The following is a 16,163-nucleotide window of genomic DNA, read 5'->3' as shown; positions in this document are numbered from 1 at the left end:
TCAGACCCGCACCCGGCGTTCCGCAATGGTTTTGGCGATGGTGTAGCTGCCATGCATTTCCGGGCCGCCCTCACGCCCGATGCCGCTGTCGCGGTAGCCGCCAAAGGGGGCCTCGGCGCCAGGGCTGGTAAAGCAATTCAGCGCGATGGACCCCGCCTGCAATTCCCGCGTCAGGTGATCGGCGGTGGCCATGTCGTTGGTAAATACAAACCCGCCCAACCCCATGGGCAGGCTGTTGCCGATCTCCAGCGCCTGATCCATCGAATCGACAGCAATGCAGGGTGCAATGGGGCCAAAGGTCTCATCCGTCATGATCAGTGCGTCCAAGGGCACATCGGCCAGAACCGTTGGCTGAAAGAACCAGCCCCGGTTGCCCAGCCGTGCGCCGCCCGCCGTGACGCGTGCGCCGCGTTCGGTGGCGTCGCGCACAAACTCCTCCATCGCGGCCAGACGGCGGCGATTGGCCAGCGCGCCCATCTGCACACCGGGGGTAAATCCATCGCCGACCTTCCAGTTATCCGCCTCCCGCGACAGGGCCGCGACGAAATCGGAATAGACCGATTTGTGGATCAGGAACCGCGAGGCCGCCGAGCAGAACTGTCCGGCCATGCGGTATTTCCAGTTGGCCGCCAGCTTGGCCACCTCGGCCGGGTTCACGCCCTCGTCGATCAGCACGGGGGCATGACCGCCAAGTTCCATCAACACCGGCTTCATCGTCTCGACCGCCAGCCGCGACAGGTGCTTGCCCACGCCGGTTGACCCGGTCAGTGTCACCAGCCGGGTGATCGGCGACAGGACCAAGGCGCGCGACACCTCATCAGACTCGCCAAAAACCACGTTCAGCACGCCCGGCGGCAGGCCCGCATCCAGAAAGCATTGCGCGAACAGGCAGGCGGTGGCGGGCGTCTCGGACGAGGGTTTCAGGATGATCGAACAGCCCGTGGCCAAACTGGCGCTGATCTTGCGCGACGGCGCGCTCATCGGCACGTTCCAGGGCGTAAAGGCCGCCACCGGACCGATGGGTTCACGCACGACGTATTGGGTGAACTGGCCTTCGGAGGGGACAATGCGGCCGTAGTTGCGCTTCAACTCTTCGGAGTCCCAGTCGAGGAAGGTGGCAGAGCGTTCGATCTCACCACGCACCTCGGTCAGGGTCCGCCCGGATTCCTGCACGAAGATCGGCGCGATCTCTTCGACACGCGCCCGCACCAGCGCCGCCGCCCGCCGCATCAGGGCCGAACGCGCCGAAGGCGAGGTCTTGCGCCAGACCTCAAACCCCAGGGCGGAGGAGTCCAGCGCCGCCTGCAAATCCGCCGCCGAGGCGCGGGGCACGGTGCCAAGAATGGCCTCGGTCGAGGGGTTCTCGACGGTGCACAGGACCGGGCGGTCGTAGATCCAGACCCCGTCGATCAACAGACCGATACGGGGATAGGGCGCTTGGGCAAGTTCGGTCATGGCGGCATCCTTCATAGGGTGGCGAGGTAGGCCAGCGCCTCGGCCTCGATGATCTTGGCGGCGCGGGCGCGTTGGCCCCAAGTCTGCGCGCCGATATGGGGGGTCAGAATGACATTGGGCAGGGCGGCCAGACGGGCGGGCACCTGCGGTTCGGTTTCCAGCACGTCCAGAGCAGCCCCCGCGATGGTCTGGTGTTCCAGCGCGGTCATCAGCGCTTCGGTGTCGACCAAGCTGCCACGCCCGACATTGACCAAGCGGCCCTTTGGCCCAAGAGCGGCCAGCACCGCTGCGTCAATGACATGGTGCAGATCATCGCTGCCGGGGACGGCCAGCACCAGCACATCGCTCGCTGCGGCAAGGTCGGCCCAAGTGTCATGCAACACACCAAGTCCTTGATTGGACGCCCGGTTCAGCCCGGCAATCTGCATGCCCGACACCCGCGCCCGCGCGGCAATCGCCTGCCCGATCCGCCCACTCAGGCCAGCGATGCCCATCGTCATGCCGTGGATGCTGTCGCCCAGATCAAAGCGCCCCTTGGCCCAAGTTCCGCTGCGGGCGAAGGCATCGGCCAGCACCAGACGGCGGCACAGCATTTGCGTCAGAACCATCGCCAGATCGGCCACATCCTCGGTTTGCGTCTCGCCCACCGGGCGCAGACGGATGCCACGGGCGGTCAGTGCCGCCACGTCAATCTTGTCCAACCCCACGCCTTGGCTGATCACCAGGCCAAGGTTTGGCAACAGGTCCAGAAGTGCGGCGGTGCACCCGCGCGAGGCGCTGGTCATCAGCACGCGGACGGCCTGGCGCTCGGCCTTGGGGACGGCAGCCAAAGCCTCTGGCCCTGACAGAAAGCGCACGGCCTCAGCAGCCTCCAACCCCGGAAAGACCATGCCCGCAAGTGCCGGAAACGCGAGGATCGGATGCATGGGGACCTGTCCAAAAAGAATGGACAAACCCTAGCCAAAGGCCCGTCCCGCCACAATGAAGCGACAGCTTTGCGCGGCTTGCGGGTAAAATAAAAAGTTATAACTCAGTACCGCCGAGAACCGGTGCAGCGGCGCGCAAATCCTGACCTTTCTCGGCAAGGCAGGCTAGACTGAGGCCGAGTGCAAGAAAGGCCCGCCCATGTCCACCCCACGCGACCTTGTCCACGACTTTGCCAATCACGCGGCGCATCTGCGGTATGACGACCTGCCCGACGCGGCGCGAGAGGCAGCGCAGAAGTCGATCCTCGACACCATGGGCGTCATCCTTGCCGCCAGCGGGATGGAGCCTGCGGCGCGCAGCGTCATCGACATTGTGCGCGAAAGTGGCGGCGTAGAGCAAAGCACCGTTCTGGGCTTTGGCGGCAAAGCCCCGGCGCTGATGGCGGCGCTGGCCAACGGCGCTTTGGCGCATTGTCTGGACTATGACGACCAGACCCCTTGGGGCCAGCACTGCGCCAGCTCCATCATCCCGGCGGTTTTCGCCCTGGCCGAACGGCGTGGCGGCGTCTCGGGGCGAGAGATGATCACGGCGGTTGCAATAGGCCAGGACATCTTCGCCCGCGTGCGCTGCAATGTCGTCTGGCGCAAGGATTGGAACCTGTCGACCGTGCTGGCCGTCTACGCGGCCACGGCTGCGGCGGGTCGGGTGGCGGGCTTGTCCGCGCCCCGGATCGGCCATGCCATGGGCATCGCCAGCATGCAGTCCAGCGGCATCATGGAGATGGTGGCCGGGCGCGGCAGCGATCTGCGCGGGCTTTATGCGGGGTTTTCGGCCAAGGGCGCCGCTTTGGCCGTGATGATGGCTGAAAAGGGTGTGACCGGCATCGACCGGCTGTTCGAGGGCGCTTACGGCGTCTTTGCAAGCCACTTTGGCGGATTGTATGATCGGGCGGCGATGGTCGCGAGTCTTGGCACTGACCTTTTGGGCAGCGGCACGCTGTACAAACGCTGGCCCTGCGTGGGCACGGCCCACAGCCATATGAAAGCGGCAATCGACATCGTTTCAGAGAATGACCTGACCGTCGCGGATATCGCCGAAATCAAGCTACATGTCGGGGATTATCACGACCTGATGTGCCAGCCGCTGGCGGAGCGCCGCGCCCCGGCCACCTTGGCGGATGCCAAGTTCAGCCTGCCCTTTCTGATCGCCGTGGCGGTGGTGCGGCGCGGGATGGCCGTCACCGACTTTACCGCCGCGGGGCTGACAGACTCCGAGATACTTGCGGCCGCCCGCAAGATCACCCTCGTCCCGGACACCGGTCTTGACTGGAAACTTGATCTGCCGCCGGGCCGGGTCGAGGTTCTGGCCAAGGACGGGCGGCGCTGGCTGGTTGAAGGCCAGAAGGTGCCCGGCAATGCCGATGCGCCACTGTCTTGGGACGACATCTGTGCCAAGTTCCGCGAATGCGCCGCCGTCAGCGTCACTCCCATGCCCCCGGACCGGCTGGCCCGCGCCGAGGATATGGCGCGGGGTCTGGCCGATCTGGAGGATGCGACCGATCTGATCCGCTGTCTGGCCTAGCGCCTAGATCCCGGCGGTCTGCGCGCCATCGGCCACCAAGGCGTGGCCGGTGATAAAGCCGCCGGACTCTGAACACAGGAACAACACAGTCGCCGCGATTTCCTCGGGGCGGCCCATACGGCCAACGGGCTCCTGTTTGATGATGCGGGCGCGACCCTCTTCGGTGCCGCCGGTGTAGCGGGCGATCATCGGCGTGTCGATGATGCCGGGGCACAGCGCATTGACCCTGATGCCCTGATCCGCAAACTCCAGCGCCGCCACCTTGGAGGCAACCGTCACCCCGAATTTTGACGCGCAATAGCCCGACTGGTTGCGGATGGCGATCACCCCCGCCCCCGACGAGGTGTTGACGATGGCCCCACCGCCATTTTGCAGCATCAGCGGGATCTGATGCTTCATGCACAAGAACACGCTTTTCAGGTTCACAGCCAGCACCCGGTCCAGCATTTCCTCTGTCAGATCGACGATCGAGGCGCCGGGCTGTTCGATGCCTGCGTTGTTGAAGGCCGCATCCAGGCGGCCAAAGGCGGCGATGGTCTGATCCAGCGCGGCCTTGATGTCGGCCGATTTCGTCACATCGCAGCGCACCGCCAACCCCTTGGCCCCAAGTGCTGCCACCTGTGCGGCGGTCTCGGCCAGAGCGGCCTCGGCAATATCCACCATCGCGACAGCAGCACCCGCCTGCGCAAAGGCCAGTGCCGTGGCGCGCCCGATGCCACTGCCTGCGCCGGTGACGAAGGCCACTTTTCCGGTGAAGTCGAAGGTGGGGGCTTGGCTCATGGGGGTGTCCTTGAGGTATGCCGGGCAGTTCCGGCCGGATCAGTCAAATGCCCGGGGCCAGTCGCGGCCCCGGGAATTCCGTTCAATTATAGGTCAGAACGATCACCACTGTTCGGGGCAGGAGTCGATGGTGTCTTTCGTGATCTGCGGCATGTCGTACGTCACATAACGGGCCTTCGGCGTTTTCGGATCCTTGACGGCCTCGAGCATCGCCTTGAACATCAAAGCGCCCAAAAGCTTCGGGCGGGTACAGACCGAGCCATACATCTCACCGGCCAGAATCGCATCATGGCCCAGCTTGGAGCCGCCACCCGTGGCGATCAGCGGCACCTTGGAGCCTGCCGCGTTGATCGCACGTGCGCAGCCGATGGCCATGTCGTCAGCCTGGCTAAAGATCAGGTCAAGGTCGTTATGCGCGGTCAGGAAGTTCTGGCAGACCTGCTCACCCTGATCCGGGGTCCAGTTCGTAGGCTGTTCGGCCACGATCTTATACTTGGCACCCGCTTTGTCCAATGCCGCCTTGAAGCCTTCGGTGTCCAGCTTGACCACGGCATAGGCCGGATCACCCTGCACAATGGCGATTTTGGCGGCATGGTCCTTCGGCAGAATCTTGGCTGCCATCTCGCCCGAGGCATAGCCCGCCTTGTAGTTGTCGGTCGCCACAAAGGCCGACAAGCCCGGATAGGGATCGTTAACGGCGCGTTTGGCCGGGTCGCCCACCTGCGAGGCGATCGCCACGACCGGAATATTGGCCGCGTTGATCTTGTCGACGAAACTTTCGGCCACAACCGAATCCAGCGGCAGGAAGCCGATGGCGTTGACCTTCTGGGTTAGAAGATCATCGATCGAGTTGCCTTGCTTTTCGACGCTGCCGCGCGGGTCAAGCACCACAACCTTGACGCCGGCCGCAGCCGCCGCCGCTTTGAATCCCTCGGCGGTCGAGACGTTGTAGGGATATTCAAGGCTAGCCGGAACATAGCCGAAAACCAGATCTTCCGCTTGTGCGACGCCTGTTTGCAGCCAACTTGCGGCCATCAGCGCGGCCGAACAGGCCAATGTTCTTGCCGCGCGGTGGGTGTGGCTTTCCGTGACTTTAGTTTGCATTCCGTCCTCCTGTCGTGAAACTTTTGTCGTTCAACCGGCCTCCCAGATGCGGGATGTGCCGGGCATGCTTGTTGAAAACGGTGCCCGCGTGGGTCCGTCTTTCCCTCCTGAGCCTCAACCGGGTCCATGTGCTGGAACGCCAGGTTTCGCCTCGACGCTTTCGATGTTCAGATTGGTTTTGCCGTGACAGGTGCCAGACTGTTGCGGCCATTCCTCCCGACAATTTGGGTAACATGGCGGCTTTCCACGACATAGGGCTTTGCCGGGGACAGCGAGAGCGGCTTATAAGGATAAATTATAGGCAAGGATATTTGCCGTGTACCATTCCGAAACCGTGACGGTGGTCAAAGAGGGCAGATCGTAGGATTTCAAGACTCCACAGGGTCAACCAATTGTATTGATTTATTTTTAAATTGGATCAGCCACCCGCGAAGCAATTCCTCTGCTATAGGATTACATTATAACCTGTCGACGACAGCCTAGCCGTAAGGGTAGCCGCAACGCGATCAGGGGGGCGTGACGCCAAGCCGGCCCACTAGATGCAGATTGGATCTTCGCCAACATCAGGCGGGCGGCAGCTGGTGGGCCTCATCCTCAAAGCCATAAACAGATTTTATCTCCAGGTATTCCTCCAGCCCAAAGACCCCCATCGATCGCCCGATCCCCGACTGTTTATAGCCGCCCATCGGTGTGAAAGAGTTCGTATTGGCTCCATTGAAGGAAATCCGCCCGGCCCGCAGTCGGCTGGCAAAATCATAGCCCCGGTTGCGGTTCTGGCTGAAGACATAGCCGCCAAGGCCAAAGATTGAGTCATTGGCGATCTGCAACGCCTCCTCCTCGGTCTTGTAGGGGATCACGGCCAGAACCGGGCCAAAAATCTCTTCGCGCGCGATGGTCATGTCGGGGGTCACCCCGGCAAAGACCGTCGGCTTGACAAAGAACCCCCGGTTCGTGCCGTCAGGCCGGCCAAGGCCACCCACCACCAGCCGGGCCCCTTCAGCGATGCCTGACTGGATATGGCGCTGAATGCTGTCGAACTGAGCCGCACTGACCACAGGCCCCATCGTTGTCTTGGGGTCACGCGGATCGCCAAGGACAAAGCGGCTCACCTCGTCCACCAGATAGGGCAGCACGGTTTCCATCTGATCTTCCTGGACCAGCATTCGGCTTGGCGCGTGGCACGACTGGCCGGAGTTGGTAAAGCAGCGCTGAATGTTCCAGCGGGCGGCCTTCTCCAGATCGGCATCCTCCAGCACCACATTCGCCGACTTGCCGCCCAGTTCCAGACAGACCCGTTTGACGGTCTGCGCCGCAGCCTCGCCCACCTTGATGCCCGCCGTCGTCGATCCGGTAAAAGATACCATGTCCACGTCCGGGTGACGCGACAGCGCCTCGCCCACCACGCTGCCCCGGCCCACCACAAGGTTGAACACGCCAGGCGGCACACGCGCCGCCTCCATCACCTCGGCCAGCAGGATACCGCTGAGGGGTGACGCATCCGAAGGTTTCAGCACCACGGTGCAACCCGCCGCCAGCCCATAGATCGCCTTAATGACAGAGGTCTGGATCGGCCAGTTCCAAGGTGAGATTAGCGCGCAGACTCCAATCGGCTCGCGCCGGATGATCGTATCGGCCAGTTGAGTCTCAAACGCATAGGTTTTCAGCAAATCCCGCGCCACCTTCATATGGCCGACCGGGCCGGAAACCTGAGCGCGAAAGCTGACCGGGATGCCGACCTCTTGCGCGATCAGAAGCGAAAAGGCTTCGGCCCGCGCCTCATAGGCAGCGATGATGCGGTCCAGCAAAGCGACACGCTCGCCCACGAAAGTCGTGGAATAAGTTGCAAAAGCCCGCTTGGCCGCCGCAACCGCAAGGTTGACCTCTGGCACACCGCCACCAGAGACGATCGTGGCATAGGCCTCTTCGCTGGTTGGATCGATCAGCGTGCGCTGCCCGCCCGCCAGCGGCTGGACCCAAGCGCCATCAATGTAGAACTGGCCGAAATGCTGCACGCCCTGATCCTCCGAAAGCCACGCGTCATGAATGTTCGGACGCTGCCCCATAGTCAAACGCAGACGGTCCCACGGCGGCTTGACCCGCCGCGCCGCTATAGCAATAGGCTATAGCGCCGGCCCCGGTCGAGGATGCCAACCCGCCACGGCATGCAAAACTGTATTGCGCCAAGCAATCGATGCAGCGGGAGTTGAAGCAACAGGCCCGCGAGACCAACACGCTGCTCAGGGAACTGGCACAGCGTCCCAGAGCTCCCCGAAACCCAACCATACCCAACTACGCCGACCCGCCCGCACGGCGGGTTTTTTTGTTGCCCACCACCGGGCAGAAGGAGCGACCCGATGATCCCAGATACTGCCGAAGCCATCCGCCTGATCCAAAGCGGCTTGGACAAACTTGGCCACACCGCTGGAGCCATCGATGGCCAATGGGGTGTGCGGACCGCCCGCGCGCTGACGCAGCTGATCGCCGCGAATGAGCTAGTCTTTTGCCGGGGCGCGCATGCCGGTCATGATCTGGCCGAGCACCCTGACCCTGCCCCAGCGTGGTAGCGGGGCCAGCGACCAGCCCAACAGCTTGCCCATAAACCCGGGCCGTACAGTCCCTCCCCCGGCCAGAGCTGCCAGCGCATCCCGCGCCACTGCCTGCGGCGTGTCGGTCTTGCCCATCTGCATACCCGCTCGCGCGGCGAATCCCGTGCCGACTGGACCGGGGGCAACCGACAAGACGCTGATCCCGAAGGGGCGCATTTCGACGGCAAGCGCTTCGGCAAAGCTTTGCACGAAGCCTTTGGTCGCGGCATATGTGGCAGAACCCGGCACGCCCTGAAAGCCCAACAGCGAGCCGAAGAGCACGATCCCGCCGCCGCCGACTTTCGCCATGCGCTGGCCAAAGCCATGCGTCAACTCCACCACGGCGCGGCAGTTCAGGTCCACCATGTTCGCCTCGGTCGCGGGGTCTCGGTCCAGAAACGGACCGATGGAGCCGAAGCCCGCCGCTGCCACCAGAAGGCCCACGGGCATATCCGCCGTCTGGCTCAGCAGATCAGCGGTGGCAGGAGCGTCAGACAGGTCCTTCGCAATCACCTGCACCTTGACGCCATGTTTTGCCGACAGATCCCGCGCCAGTCCTTGGAGAACGATTTCGCGCCGTGCCACCAGAACAAGGTCAAAGCCCCTTGCTGCAAGCTCACCGGCAAAAGCGCGGCCGATGCTGTCGCTGGCCCCAGTGATCAGGGCCGTGGGGCCGAAGCGGTGTTTCAGATCGGTATTTGCCATGGGTTTGTCTTTCAAGGATCATTCGCCAGCAAGGCGAAGGGGTTGGAATTCGGGCTCAGGTACGGTGTGTTCGACCTCTGTCGACGTGACGCGCTTGACACGGAACCATGCGGCATAAAGCGCGGGCAGGAAGAACAGGGTCAGCGCAGTGGCGACGATCAGCCCGCCCATGATCGACAATGCCATCGGTCCCCAGAAGACCGAGCGCGACAGCGGGATCATGGCGAGAATGGCGGCCGTCGCGGTCAGCACGACCGGACGCGCCCGCCGTACCGTGCTTTCCACGATGGCCTCCCATGGGGCTGCCCCTGCGGCAAGGTCATGGTCGATCTGATCGACCAGAATGACCGTGTTCCGCATGATCATACCGGCGAGTGCGATCACCCCCAGCAACGCCACAAAGCCGAAGGGCGCGTTGAAAATCAGCAGGGCCGCAACCGCTCCGATGGCCCCGAGGGGAGCGGTCAGGAACACGAGGAACAGTTTGGAAAAACTGCGCAGTTGCAGCATCAACAGGGTCAGCATCACCAAAAACATCAGTGGGAACACCTTGAACAGCGCGCCATTGGCCTTGTTGCTTTCCTCGACAGCGCCCCCGGTTTCGATCCGGTAGCCTGGTGGCAAGGCGTCAATGATCGGCTTCAAAAGGGGTTCAATCTGAGCCGAAACCGTGGGGGCCTGCACGTCCGGCACAATGTCGGCCCGCACGGTCAGAACCGTTTCACGGTTGCGGCGCCACAGGATCGGGTCTTCGAATCCGTAGGCAACCTCGGCCAGTTGCGAAAGCGGCACCGCGCCACCGCCGGGCAAAGGCACGCTCAGGTCGCCAAGGGCCGAAGGATCGGCGCGTTCAGCGGCTGGGGCGCGCACGATGACGTCAATCAACTCCGTCCCATCACGGTATTGGGTGACATTCACGCCCGACAGCAAGGCTTGCAGCGTGTTGGACACATCCGCTGTGTTGAGGCCAAGCGCGCGGATGCGGTCCTGATCCAGCCGGACCTGCACGGTTTTGGCTTGCTCGTTCCAGTCAAACTGCGGCTCTACCGTGTTAGGGTTGGCGACAATGACGGCGCGCACTTTGGTGGCGATCTGGCGGACTTGTTGTGGATCCGGGCCAATCACGCGGAACTGCACCGGGAAGCCAACGGGTGGGCCAAAGACGATCTGATCTACGCGGATGCGAGCTTCTGGTACCGCCCCTGCCGCCACCGCCGCCTCGATCTTGGCGCGCAGCCGGTCTCGGGCGGCGGCGTCTTGCGCCATGATGACGGTGATCGCAAAGGCGGGGTCGGGCAGGGCGGGGTTCAACGCAAAGAAAAACCGGGGCGCGCCAGCACCGACATAGGTACTGGAAAACCGCACATCGGGGTCGCCCTTCACCAGTGCCTCGGCCGCCAGCGCGGCTTTGGTAGTGGCCTCGATGGACGAGCCCTCCGGCATCCGGGTTTCAATGAACAATTCCGCCCGCGAGGAGGTTGGGAAGAACTGCTGCTGAACAAAGCCCATGCCGACGCCGGTGGCCACCAAGGCTGCGACCACCAGCCCGATCACCACCCACCGCGCCCGCAGCGAGGCATTCACCGCAGTCCGCAGCATCCGGTACAGCCGCCCATCATAGTTGCCATGATGGGCCGCCGGTTTTGGCGCGGGCAGCAGTTTCATTCCCAGATAGGGCGTTACGATCACCGCCACGACCCACGATGCGATCAGCGCGATGCCGACCACCCAGAAGATATTCCCGGCATATTCGCCACTGGTGGATTTGGCGAACCCTGGCACATTCCAGATCAGCGGTTCTGAGGAACCGAACGGAGCACATAACATGACACCCTCACTCAACCGTCGCAGCTTTCTTGCAGCCGGTGCCGCAACTATTGCCGCAACCAACTTTCCGTGCTTTGCCTTCGCACAAGGCACGGCCCTCAAACTCAGCGCCGCCAGCCGCACCCTCGACATCGATGGCAAAGCGGCCAAGGTCTACGGCCTTGTCAACGCTTCGGGTGGTACTGGGCTGATCCTCGATCCGGGGGAGCGCTTCACCGTCGATTTGACCAACGACCTGGATGTCGAGACCATCATCCATTGGCACGGCCAAATCCCACCCAACGCTCAGGACGGCGTGCCGGGCATGCCCGCTCCCCTGCTGAAACCGGGCGAGAGCCGCAGCTATGACTTTGCGGCCAAGACGGGCACGCACTGGATGCACAGCCATGTACCGCTGCAGGAAATGGCCCTGCTTGCAGCGCCTCTGATCGTGCGCAGCGAGGCCGATGCCAAGGCGGACCGGCAGGAAGTCGTGATGATGCTGCACGATTTCTCGTTCGCGTCCCCCGAGGATGTTCTGGCCGAAATCACCGGTGGTGCCGCAGGCGGCATGTCCGGAATGGACATGGGCAACACGGGCGGCACGATGGACATGTCGGGCATGAAGGGTATGTCCGGCATGACCGGCATGGCGATGGACCTGAACGACTATGATTTTGATGCCTATCTGACGAATGACCGCACCCTGAATGACCCTGAAGTCGTGAAGGTCGACGCCAACGGGCGTATTCGCCTACGCATCATCAACGGCTCCGCCGCAACCGCCTACTGGATCGACACCGGGGCCGCCGAGGCCCGCTTGGTCGCCGTGGATGGTCATGACGGGCAGCCCCTCAAAGGGCGTCGCTTCGGTCTGGCGATGGGCCAGCGATTGGATATCGAAGTGGATCTGGCCGGCCCCGGCGCCTTTCCGATCCTGGCCCTGCGCGAAGGCGCACGCGAACGCACTGGACTGATCCTCGCTACCGCGGGGTCAGACGTGCTGCGCCTTATCCCCCTCTCAGACCAGGCAGCGCCCGCTTTTGATCCTGATCTGGCGCAAGAATCTGCACTTCGGGCGGTCAACTCCCTCCGCGCTTTATCGAACGCTCGCTCAGAAACGCTGGTCCTTGCCGGCTCGATGAAGCCCTATGTTTGGACGCTCAATGGGCACTCCTGGGCCAACCACGTTCCGGTTACAGCGAAAAGCGGGGAGCGGCTGGAGATTACTTTCCAGAACATGTCGATGATGGGCCATCCGATGCATTTGCACGGCCACTCGTTCCAGGTGGTCGACACGGGCAAAGGGCGATTTGCAGGCGCGTTGCGGGACACCGTGTTCGTGCCACCGATGGCAAGCGTGACCGTCGCTCTTGATGCGGGCGAGGCGGCCAGCTGGATGCTCCACTGCCACCACATGCCCCATCTCGCGTCAGGAATGATGACTGAGTTCATCGTAGCGGCCTGAGCCTATCGAAGATCAGTCTGGAAGCCCTTCCGCCGTGCTTCGGGAAATTCGTGCGTCTGGATTGCGGCTGCGCTTTCGGGCACAACGGCGCTGGGCAATCGGCATGTCAGGACGGAAATTCCGTCCTGATCCCTTCCATTGCCAGACTGCGGAACATCGCATCCGGGTTTTCTGGCGATAGCTCTGCGCCACCAGTTCCTCACCGGTGCGAAAGCGCCGACAAGGTAAAGCACGGCGAACTCCTCGCTTGTCCGGTTCTGATCAGCCGGTCCGATCGCGGCGGTTGCTGTTCGGATCAATTCACCCAGAATGTTTGGGATGAACCCCAATGCGATGCTGCGACCGTTGTCACTTTCCAGCGCCCAAGGTGAACACGCCAAGGGCTAAGGCTAGCCCTCTCATCAAGCGTGGGAATGGTGCGGCTCGACCATGCGGAACGCCATCATTTCTTCCGCGCCTTGGGCCCCAAGCCGCAAGGTTGCATCGAACTCATGCGGTTCATCAGGCGCCACAGTGCTGCGCAAGAGATGATGGTTCCCGTCCACCGGCAGCAGGGTAAGCCGCTCGACCTTGCCACCATCCCGCTGAATGGCGACCTCTGCCTGCATCGCCTCGGCATGGCGGGAGACGCGCAACTCGAAGCGTTCGCCAAGCTCGGTGTCGACAATCTGCAACAGACCGGACGCAATCCGCCCGGAGACCCGGAATGGGTCCGGCGCATGGCTATGCCCCGAACGAGGGGGCGCAAAACGGATGCTGGCGACCGACAAAGCCGGAATGTGATCAAAGAGTTCTGCTTCCAAACGCGACGAGACCGCATTGGCTTCCGCCAGTAGAAGTCCCTCGTCCAGTTGAAGGACGACCTCAACATGCAGTTTATGTCCCAGCCAGCGTGCTTTGGCCTCGACGACCTTGCCGATGCCCGGAACATGCGCTGCCGCATGTTCGATTTCGTCGACCAGCCCGGGCTCCACCCCGTCCAGCATCCGGGTCAAAACCGAACGGGCTGACTGCCAGACGATTCCGAAGATCGCGATGGTAATGCCCAGACCAACAATCGGGTCGGCCAAAGGAAAGCCGAGCCTGACGCCTAGGGCACCGGCGACGACGGCAAGGCTGGTCAATCCATCGGTGCGCGCATGATAGCCGTCCGCGATCAGGGCGGCGCTGTTGATCTCACGCCCAACACGGATGCGGAGCACCGCGACGACTTCGTTGCCGATGAAACTGATCGTTCCGGCGGCAGCAAGCCATCCCAGGTTTGAAACAGCCTGTGGCGTGATAAGACGAGAGACCGCCTCGTATCCGGCGACCACGGCACTGAACAGAATGATCAGCACAATCAAAATACCCGCAAGATCCTCCACCCGACCGAGACCATAAGTGAAGGTCTTGCTGGGCTTGCGCCGCGCCAGAACGAAAGCGACCCAAAGCGGGATCGCGGTTGTGGCATCGGCAAAATTATGGATCGTGTCCGCCAGAAGGGCCACGCTGCTCGAGGCGATGACGACAACAACCTGCACGGCCCCGGTGGCGATCAAGATCAGAAACGACCACTTGATCGCCCAGATGCCACGGTCCGTGGTTGCAATGGTGGCGTCGATCACGCCATGGGTATGCCCATGATGATCGTCGCCGCCATGTGCCGAATGGGCATGCCCATGATCAGCAACACCAAATCCAAACCAGTCCAACACTTTGTTCCACATGTCGCGTCTCACAGGAATTTTGATATGAGCTTCAGCTCTTTGAGCGCCTCGTGCCCAGCATCGGCTTCGCTGCTGTCTTCGAGGCAATGTTCGATATGATCGTGGATCAATTCCCGTTTGGCATTTCCGATGGCTTTTTCGACGGCATGCAGTTGCTGGGCGATGTCGGGACAGGGACGGCCTTCCTCCAGCATGCTGAGGACGCTCGTCAGATGTCCCTGAGCGCGCTTGAGTCGGGCGATTATCTTGGGGTGTGAGGCGTGGATCATGCGCGTTGATATCCTCCGGGGGAGGATATGGCAATGTGCCCCGGATGCACGTAGGCGAGCGCAGGATGAAATCACCTGCGGCGCAGAACGACCCACCTCGGTGTACTGGCTCAGGCTACCTGTGCTCCTCGCAGCGATCAGACGTTCCGGACCCTACCGACGCTTTGCAAGTTCGCGGTAAAGCGCCTCACGCGTGATGCCAAGTTCTGCAGCCAAATCTTGTTGATGGCCTTTGTCGGGCAAAATACGGCCCTCGCCCAGCCAGGCATCCACCCGCTCCGACACTTTGCGCAACGTGCGGATTTCGGCGCGCAGACGCGCGGCCTGGACCGCGCGTGCAAGGTGGGCGGACCAGGCTTCCGCCAGAGTCGGGTCTTCGCGCAGGCCTTTGCGGAACAATTCGACCGGAAGCAGGCGAGCCGTGGAGTACTCAGCCGCCTCGGCACCGCAGTGGTAGCATGCCGAGTAGACAGACGCTTCCGCAAGAACGTCACCCGGACCCGTGGCCTGCAAAATCACATCAGTCCCCTTGATGGTGCGGCGCAGCAAGTGAACCCGCCCTTCAGTGATCAGCGCGATGTGCGAGACCGGGTCACCCGTGATGAACAACACCTCGCCGGCCTGCAACCGACGCTCGGTGGCCTGCGGGTGGGCAAACAAGCGTGTGTGATCAACTGACATGATCTCTATCATATACTCTTGATCCGATCTTCGGCAAGAACAGGGCGACCCCATTTAGGATTTCACCATGCGCCTGCTTCCCTTTGCCTTCGCGCTACTTCTTCCTACAGTTGCACTTGCCGACCAGATGTCTCCAATGGACCCCTCCAAGATGGACCATGCGGCCATGATGGCAATGTTGTCCGGTACCCCGGCAGGAGTTACCGAGGGCGGGCAGTCCGCGTTCGCCGCCATCGCCCAGATCGTGGAGGTTCTGAGCGCCGATCCCACCACCGACTGGTCGAAGGTCAATATCGAGGCGCTGCGGCAGCATCTGATCGACATGGACAACGTGACCTTGCGCGCCGTGGTGGCAGCAACGCCCACTCCAACCGGGGCGCGTTTCACCGTCACGTCGACGGACCACGCCGTTCAGACATCGATCCGCCGGATGGTCATGGCTCATGCAGCCACGATGAATGGTGCCAACGGCTGGACTCTGGTGGCAAGTGAGGCTGCGGACGGCGCAGTGCTGGCGGTTTCAGGGACCGAAGCCGATGCGGCGAAGATCAACGGCCTTGGCTTCATCGGCGTGCTGACTTTGGGGGCGCATCATCGGGCACATCATCTGATGATCGCCAAGGGCATGAACCCGCACTAATAATAACCGCCGCTCCGGGTCAAACCACAGCATCCGCAGGGCCCTGAGGGTGACCGAAAAGGGTACTCCAGCGTCAGCCATGATGGAAATCCAAAGACCCGTCAGCCCCAAGATCGTTGTCACTGACCCGCAATCGGACTGCAGATTCTCAGTCTGCGCTTAGACTTTGCAACCCTTCAAAATGCAAGAATCCCCCGGTTTTCAAGGGGGGACTCGTCAAACGTTGACGTGGCGTTGACGTGTTTTGCGGATGACAAATCCTGAGTATTTCACTCAGGCTACAAGCCATTGATATCTTGTTGGTTTTTTTGGTTGCGGGGGCAGGATTTGAACCTGCGGCCTTCAGGTTATGAGCCTGACGAGCTACCGGGCTGCTCCACCCCGCGCCGGTTGTGCGTGGTTTTGAGATCGTATGAGAGATGTCGCAACTTTCTAGGTTTGGCGGTGACCTAC

At 62.3% G+C, this 16,163-nt stretch carries 13 protein-coding genes and 1 tRNA gene; 3 read left to right on the top strand and 11 right to left on the bottom strand.

Features of this window, described 5'->3' with window-relative positions; translation table 11 throughout:
* Both AC1Y2B_RS09725 and AC1Y2B_RS09720 read right to left on the bottom strand, forming a co-directional pair.
* Entirely contained in the window at positions 1-1,455 is a 1,455-nt protein-coding gene (locus AC1Y2B_RS09725) for an NAD-dependent succinate-semialdehyde dehydrogenase (RefSeq protein WP_482252885.1), read from the bottom strand.
* Between the two features lie 11 nt (positions 1,456-1,466).
* Complete coding sequence (locus AC1Y2B_RS09720; RefSeq protein WP_482252884.1) at positions 1,467-2,381, bottom strand: NAD(P)-dependent oxidoreductase; 915 nt, start codon at positions 2,379-2,381, stop codon at positions 1,467-1,469.
* A gap of 199 nt (positions 2,382-2,580) precedes the next feature.
* Between AC1Y2B_RS09720 and AC1Y2B_RS09715 the strand changes: the two genes are divergently transcribed.
* Entirely contained in the window at positions 2,581-3,963 is a 1,383-nt protein-coding gene (locus tag AC1Y2B_RS09715; RefSeq protein WP_482252883.1) for an MmgE/PrpD family protein, read from the top strand.
* Between the two features lie 3 nt (positions 3,964-3,966).
* Here the strand turns inward: AC1Y2B_RS09715 and AC1Y2B_RS09710 are convergent, their stop codons facing one another.
* The 5 genes from AC1Y2B_RS09710 to AC1Y2B_RS09690 form a co-directional block, all read right to left on the bottom strand.
* Positions 3,967-4,743, bottom strand: coding sequence for a glucose 1-dehydrogenase (locus AC1Y2B_RS09710; RefSeq protein WP_482252882.1), 777 nt, complete (start codon positions 4,741-4,743; stop codon positions 3,967-3,969).
* Positions 4,744-4,845: 102 nt separating this feature from the next.
* On the bottom strand, positions 4,846-5,847 hold the full coding sequence (locus AC1Y2B_RS09705) for a sugar ABC transporter substrate-binding protein (RefSeq protein ID WP_482252881.1): 1,002 nt from the start codon (positions 5,845-5,847) through the stop codon (positions 4,846-4,848).
* Positions 5,848-6,410: 563 nt separating this feature from the next.
* Positions 6,411-7,859 carry an aldehyde dehydrogenase family protein gene (locus AC1Y2B_RS09700; RefSeq protein WP_482252880.1) on the bottom strand — a complete coding sequence of 483 codons (1,449 nt, stop codon included), beginning with the start codon at positions 7,857-7,859 and terminating at the stop codon, positions 6,411-6,413.
* A gap of 480 nt (positions 7,860-8,339) precedes the next feature.
* Positions 8,340-9,137, bottom strand: coding sequence for an SDR family NAD(P)-dependent oxidoreductase (locus tag AC1Y2B_RS09695; RefSeq protein ID WP_482252879.1), 798 nt, complete (start codon positions 9,135-9,137; stop codon positions 8,340-8,342).
* A gap of 18 nt (positions 9,138-9,155) precedes the next feature.
* Entirely contained in the window at positions 9,156-10,919 is a 1,764-nt protein-coding gene (locus AC1Y2B_RS09690) for an efflux RND transporter permease subunit (RefSeq protein WP_482252878.1), read from the bottom strand.
* A gap of 43 nt (positions 10,920-10,962) precedes the next feature.
* Between AC1Y2B_RS09690 and AC1Y2B_RS09685 the strand changes: the two genes are divergently transcribed.
* The gene (locus AC1Y2B_RS09685; RefSeq protein WP_482252985.1) at positions 10,963-12,411 is read left to right on the top strand and encodes a multicopper oxidase family protein; all 1,449 of its coding nucleotides are present in this window, start codon (positions 10,963-10,965) and stop codon (positions 12,409-12,411) included.
* A gap of 401 nt (positions 12,412-12,812) precedes the next feature.
* On the opposite strand, the gene AC1Y2B_RS09680 is transcribed toward AC1Y2B_RS09685, so the two are convergent.
* The 3 genes from AC1Y2B_RS09680 to AC1Y2B_RS09670 all read right to left on the bottom strand — a co-directional run bounded on the left by AC1Y2B_RS09680 (position 12,813) and on the right by AC1Y2B_RS09670 (position 15,082).
* Complete coding sequence (locus AC1Y2B_RS09680; RefSeq protein WP_482252877.1) at positions 12,813-14,207, bottom strand: cation diffusion facilitator family transporter; 1,395 nt, start codon at positions 14,205-14,207, stop codon at positions 12,813-12,815.
* Positions 14,129-14,389: a metal-sensing transcriptional repressor gene (locus AC1Y2B_RS09675; protein ID WP_482252876.1), complete on the bottom strand. Its 261-nt coding sequence runs from the start codon at positions 14,387-14,389 to the stop codon at positions 14,129-14,131. The genes AC1Y2B_RS09680 and AC1Y2B_RS09675 overlap by 79 nt, the downstream gene beginning before the upstream one ends.
* 153 nt (positions 14,390-14,542) lie before the next feature.
* The gene (locus AC1Y2B_RS09670; RefSeq protein ID WP_482252875.1) at positions 14,543-15,082 is read right to left on the bottom strand and encodes a Crp/Fnr family transcriptional regulator; all 540 of its coding nucleotides are present in this window, start codon (positions 15,080-15,082) and stop codon (positions 14,543-14,545) included.
* A 55-nt stretch (positions 15,083-15,137) separates the two neighbouring features.
* On the opposite strand from AC1Y2B_RS09670, the gene AC1Y2B_RS09665 reads away from it, so the two are divergent.
* Entirely contained in the window at positions 15,138-15,710 is a 573-nt protein-coding gene (locus AC1Y2B_RS09665) for a hypothetical protein (protein WP_482252874.1), read from the top strand.
* 309 nt (positions 15,711-16,019) lie between these two features.
* Here the strand turns inward: AC1Y2B_RS09665 and AC1Y2B_RS09660 are convergent.
* A tRNA-Met gene (locus tag AC1Y2B_RS09660) sits at positions 16,020-16,096 on the bottom strand.
* Positions 16,097-16,163: the final 67 nt, after the last annotated feature.

The sequence above is a fragment of the Stagnihabitans sp. genome (genome assembly GCF_964946895.1).
This window is presented reverse-complemented; position numbering and strand designations above follow the sequence as displayed.

Excerpts from the sequence above, each read along its gene's own strand:
- AC1Y2B_RS09725 (WP_482252885.1), bottom strand. The coding sequence starts at position 1,455 with ATGACCGAACTTGCCCAAGCGCCCTATCCCCGTATCGGTCTGTTGATC.
- AC1Y2B_RS09720 (WP_482252884.1), bottom strand. The coding sequence starts at position 2,381 with ATGCATCCGATCCTCGCGTTTCCGGCACTTGCGGGCATGGTCTTTCCG.
- AC1Y2B_RS09715 (WP_482252883.1), top strand. The coding sequence starts at position 2,581 with ATGTCCACCCCACGCGACCTTGTCCACGACTTTGCCAATCACGCGGCG.
- AC1Y2B_RS09710 (WP_482252882.1), bottom strand. The coding sequence starts at position 4,743 with ATGAGCCAAGCCCCCACCTTCGACTTCACCGGAAAAGTGGCCTTCGTC.
- AC1Y2B_RS09705 (WP_482252881.1), bottom strand. The coding sequence starts at position 5,847 with ATGCAAACTAAAGTCACGGAAAGCCACACCCACCGCGCGGCAAGAACA.
- AC1Y2B_RS09695 (WP_482252879.1), bottom strand. The coding sequence starts at position 9,137 with ATGGCAAATACCGATCTGAAACACCGCTTCGGCCCCACGGCCCTGATC.
- AC1Y2B_RS09685 (WP_482252985.1), top strand. The coding sequence starts at position 10,963 with ATGACACCCTCACTCAACCGTCGCAGCTTTCTTGCAGCCGGTGCCGCA.
- AC1Y2B_RS09675 (WP_482252876.1), bottom strand. The coding sequence starts at position 14,389 with ATGATCCACGCCTCACACCCCAAGATAATCGCCCGACTCAAGCGCGCT.
- AC1Y2B_RS09670 (WP_482252875.1), bottom strand. The coding sequence starts at position 15,082 with ATGATAGAGATCATGTCAGTTGATCACACACGCTTGTTTGCCCACCCG.
- AC1Y2B_RS09665 (WP_482252874.1), top strand. The coding sequence starts at position 15,138 with ATGCGCCTGCTTCCCTTTGCCTTCGCGCTACTTCTTCCTACAGTTGCA.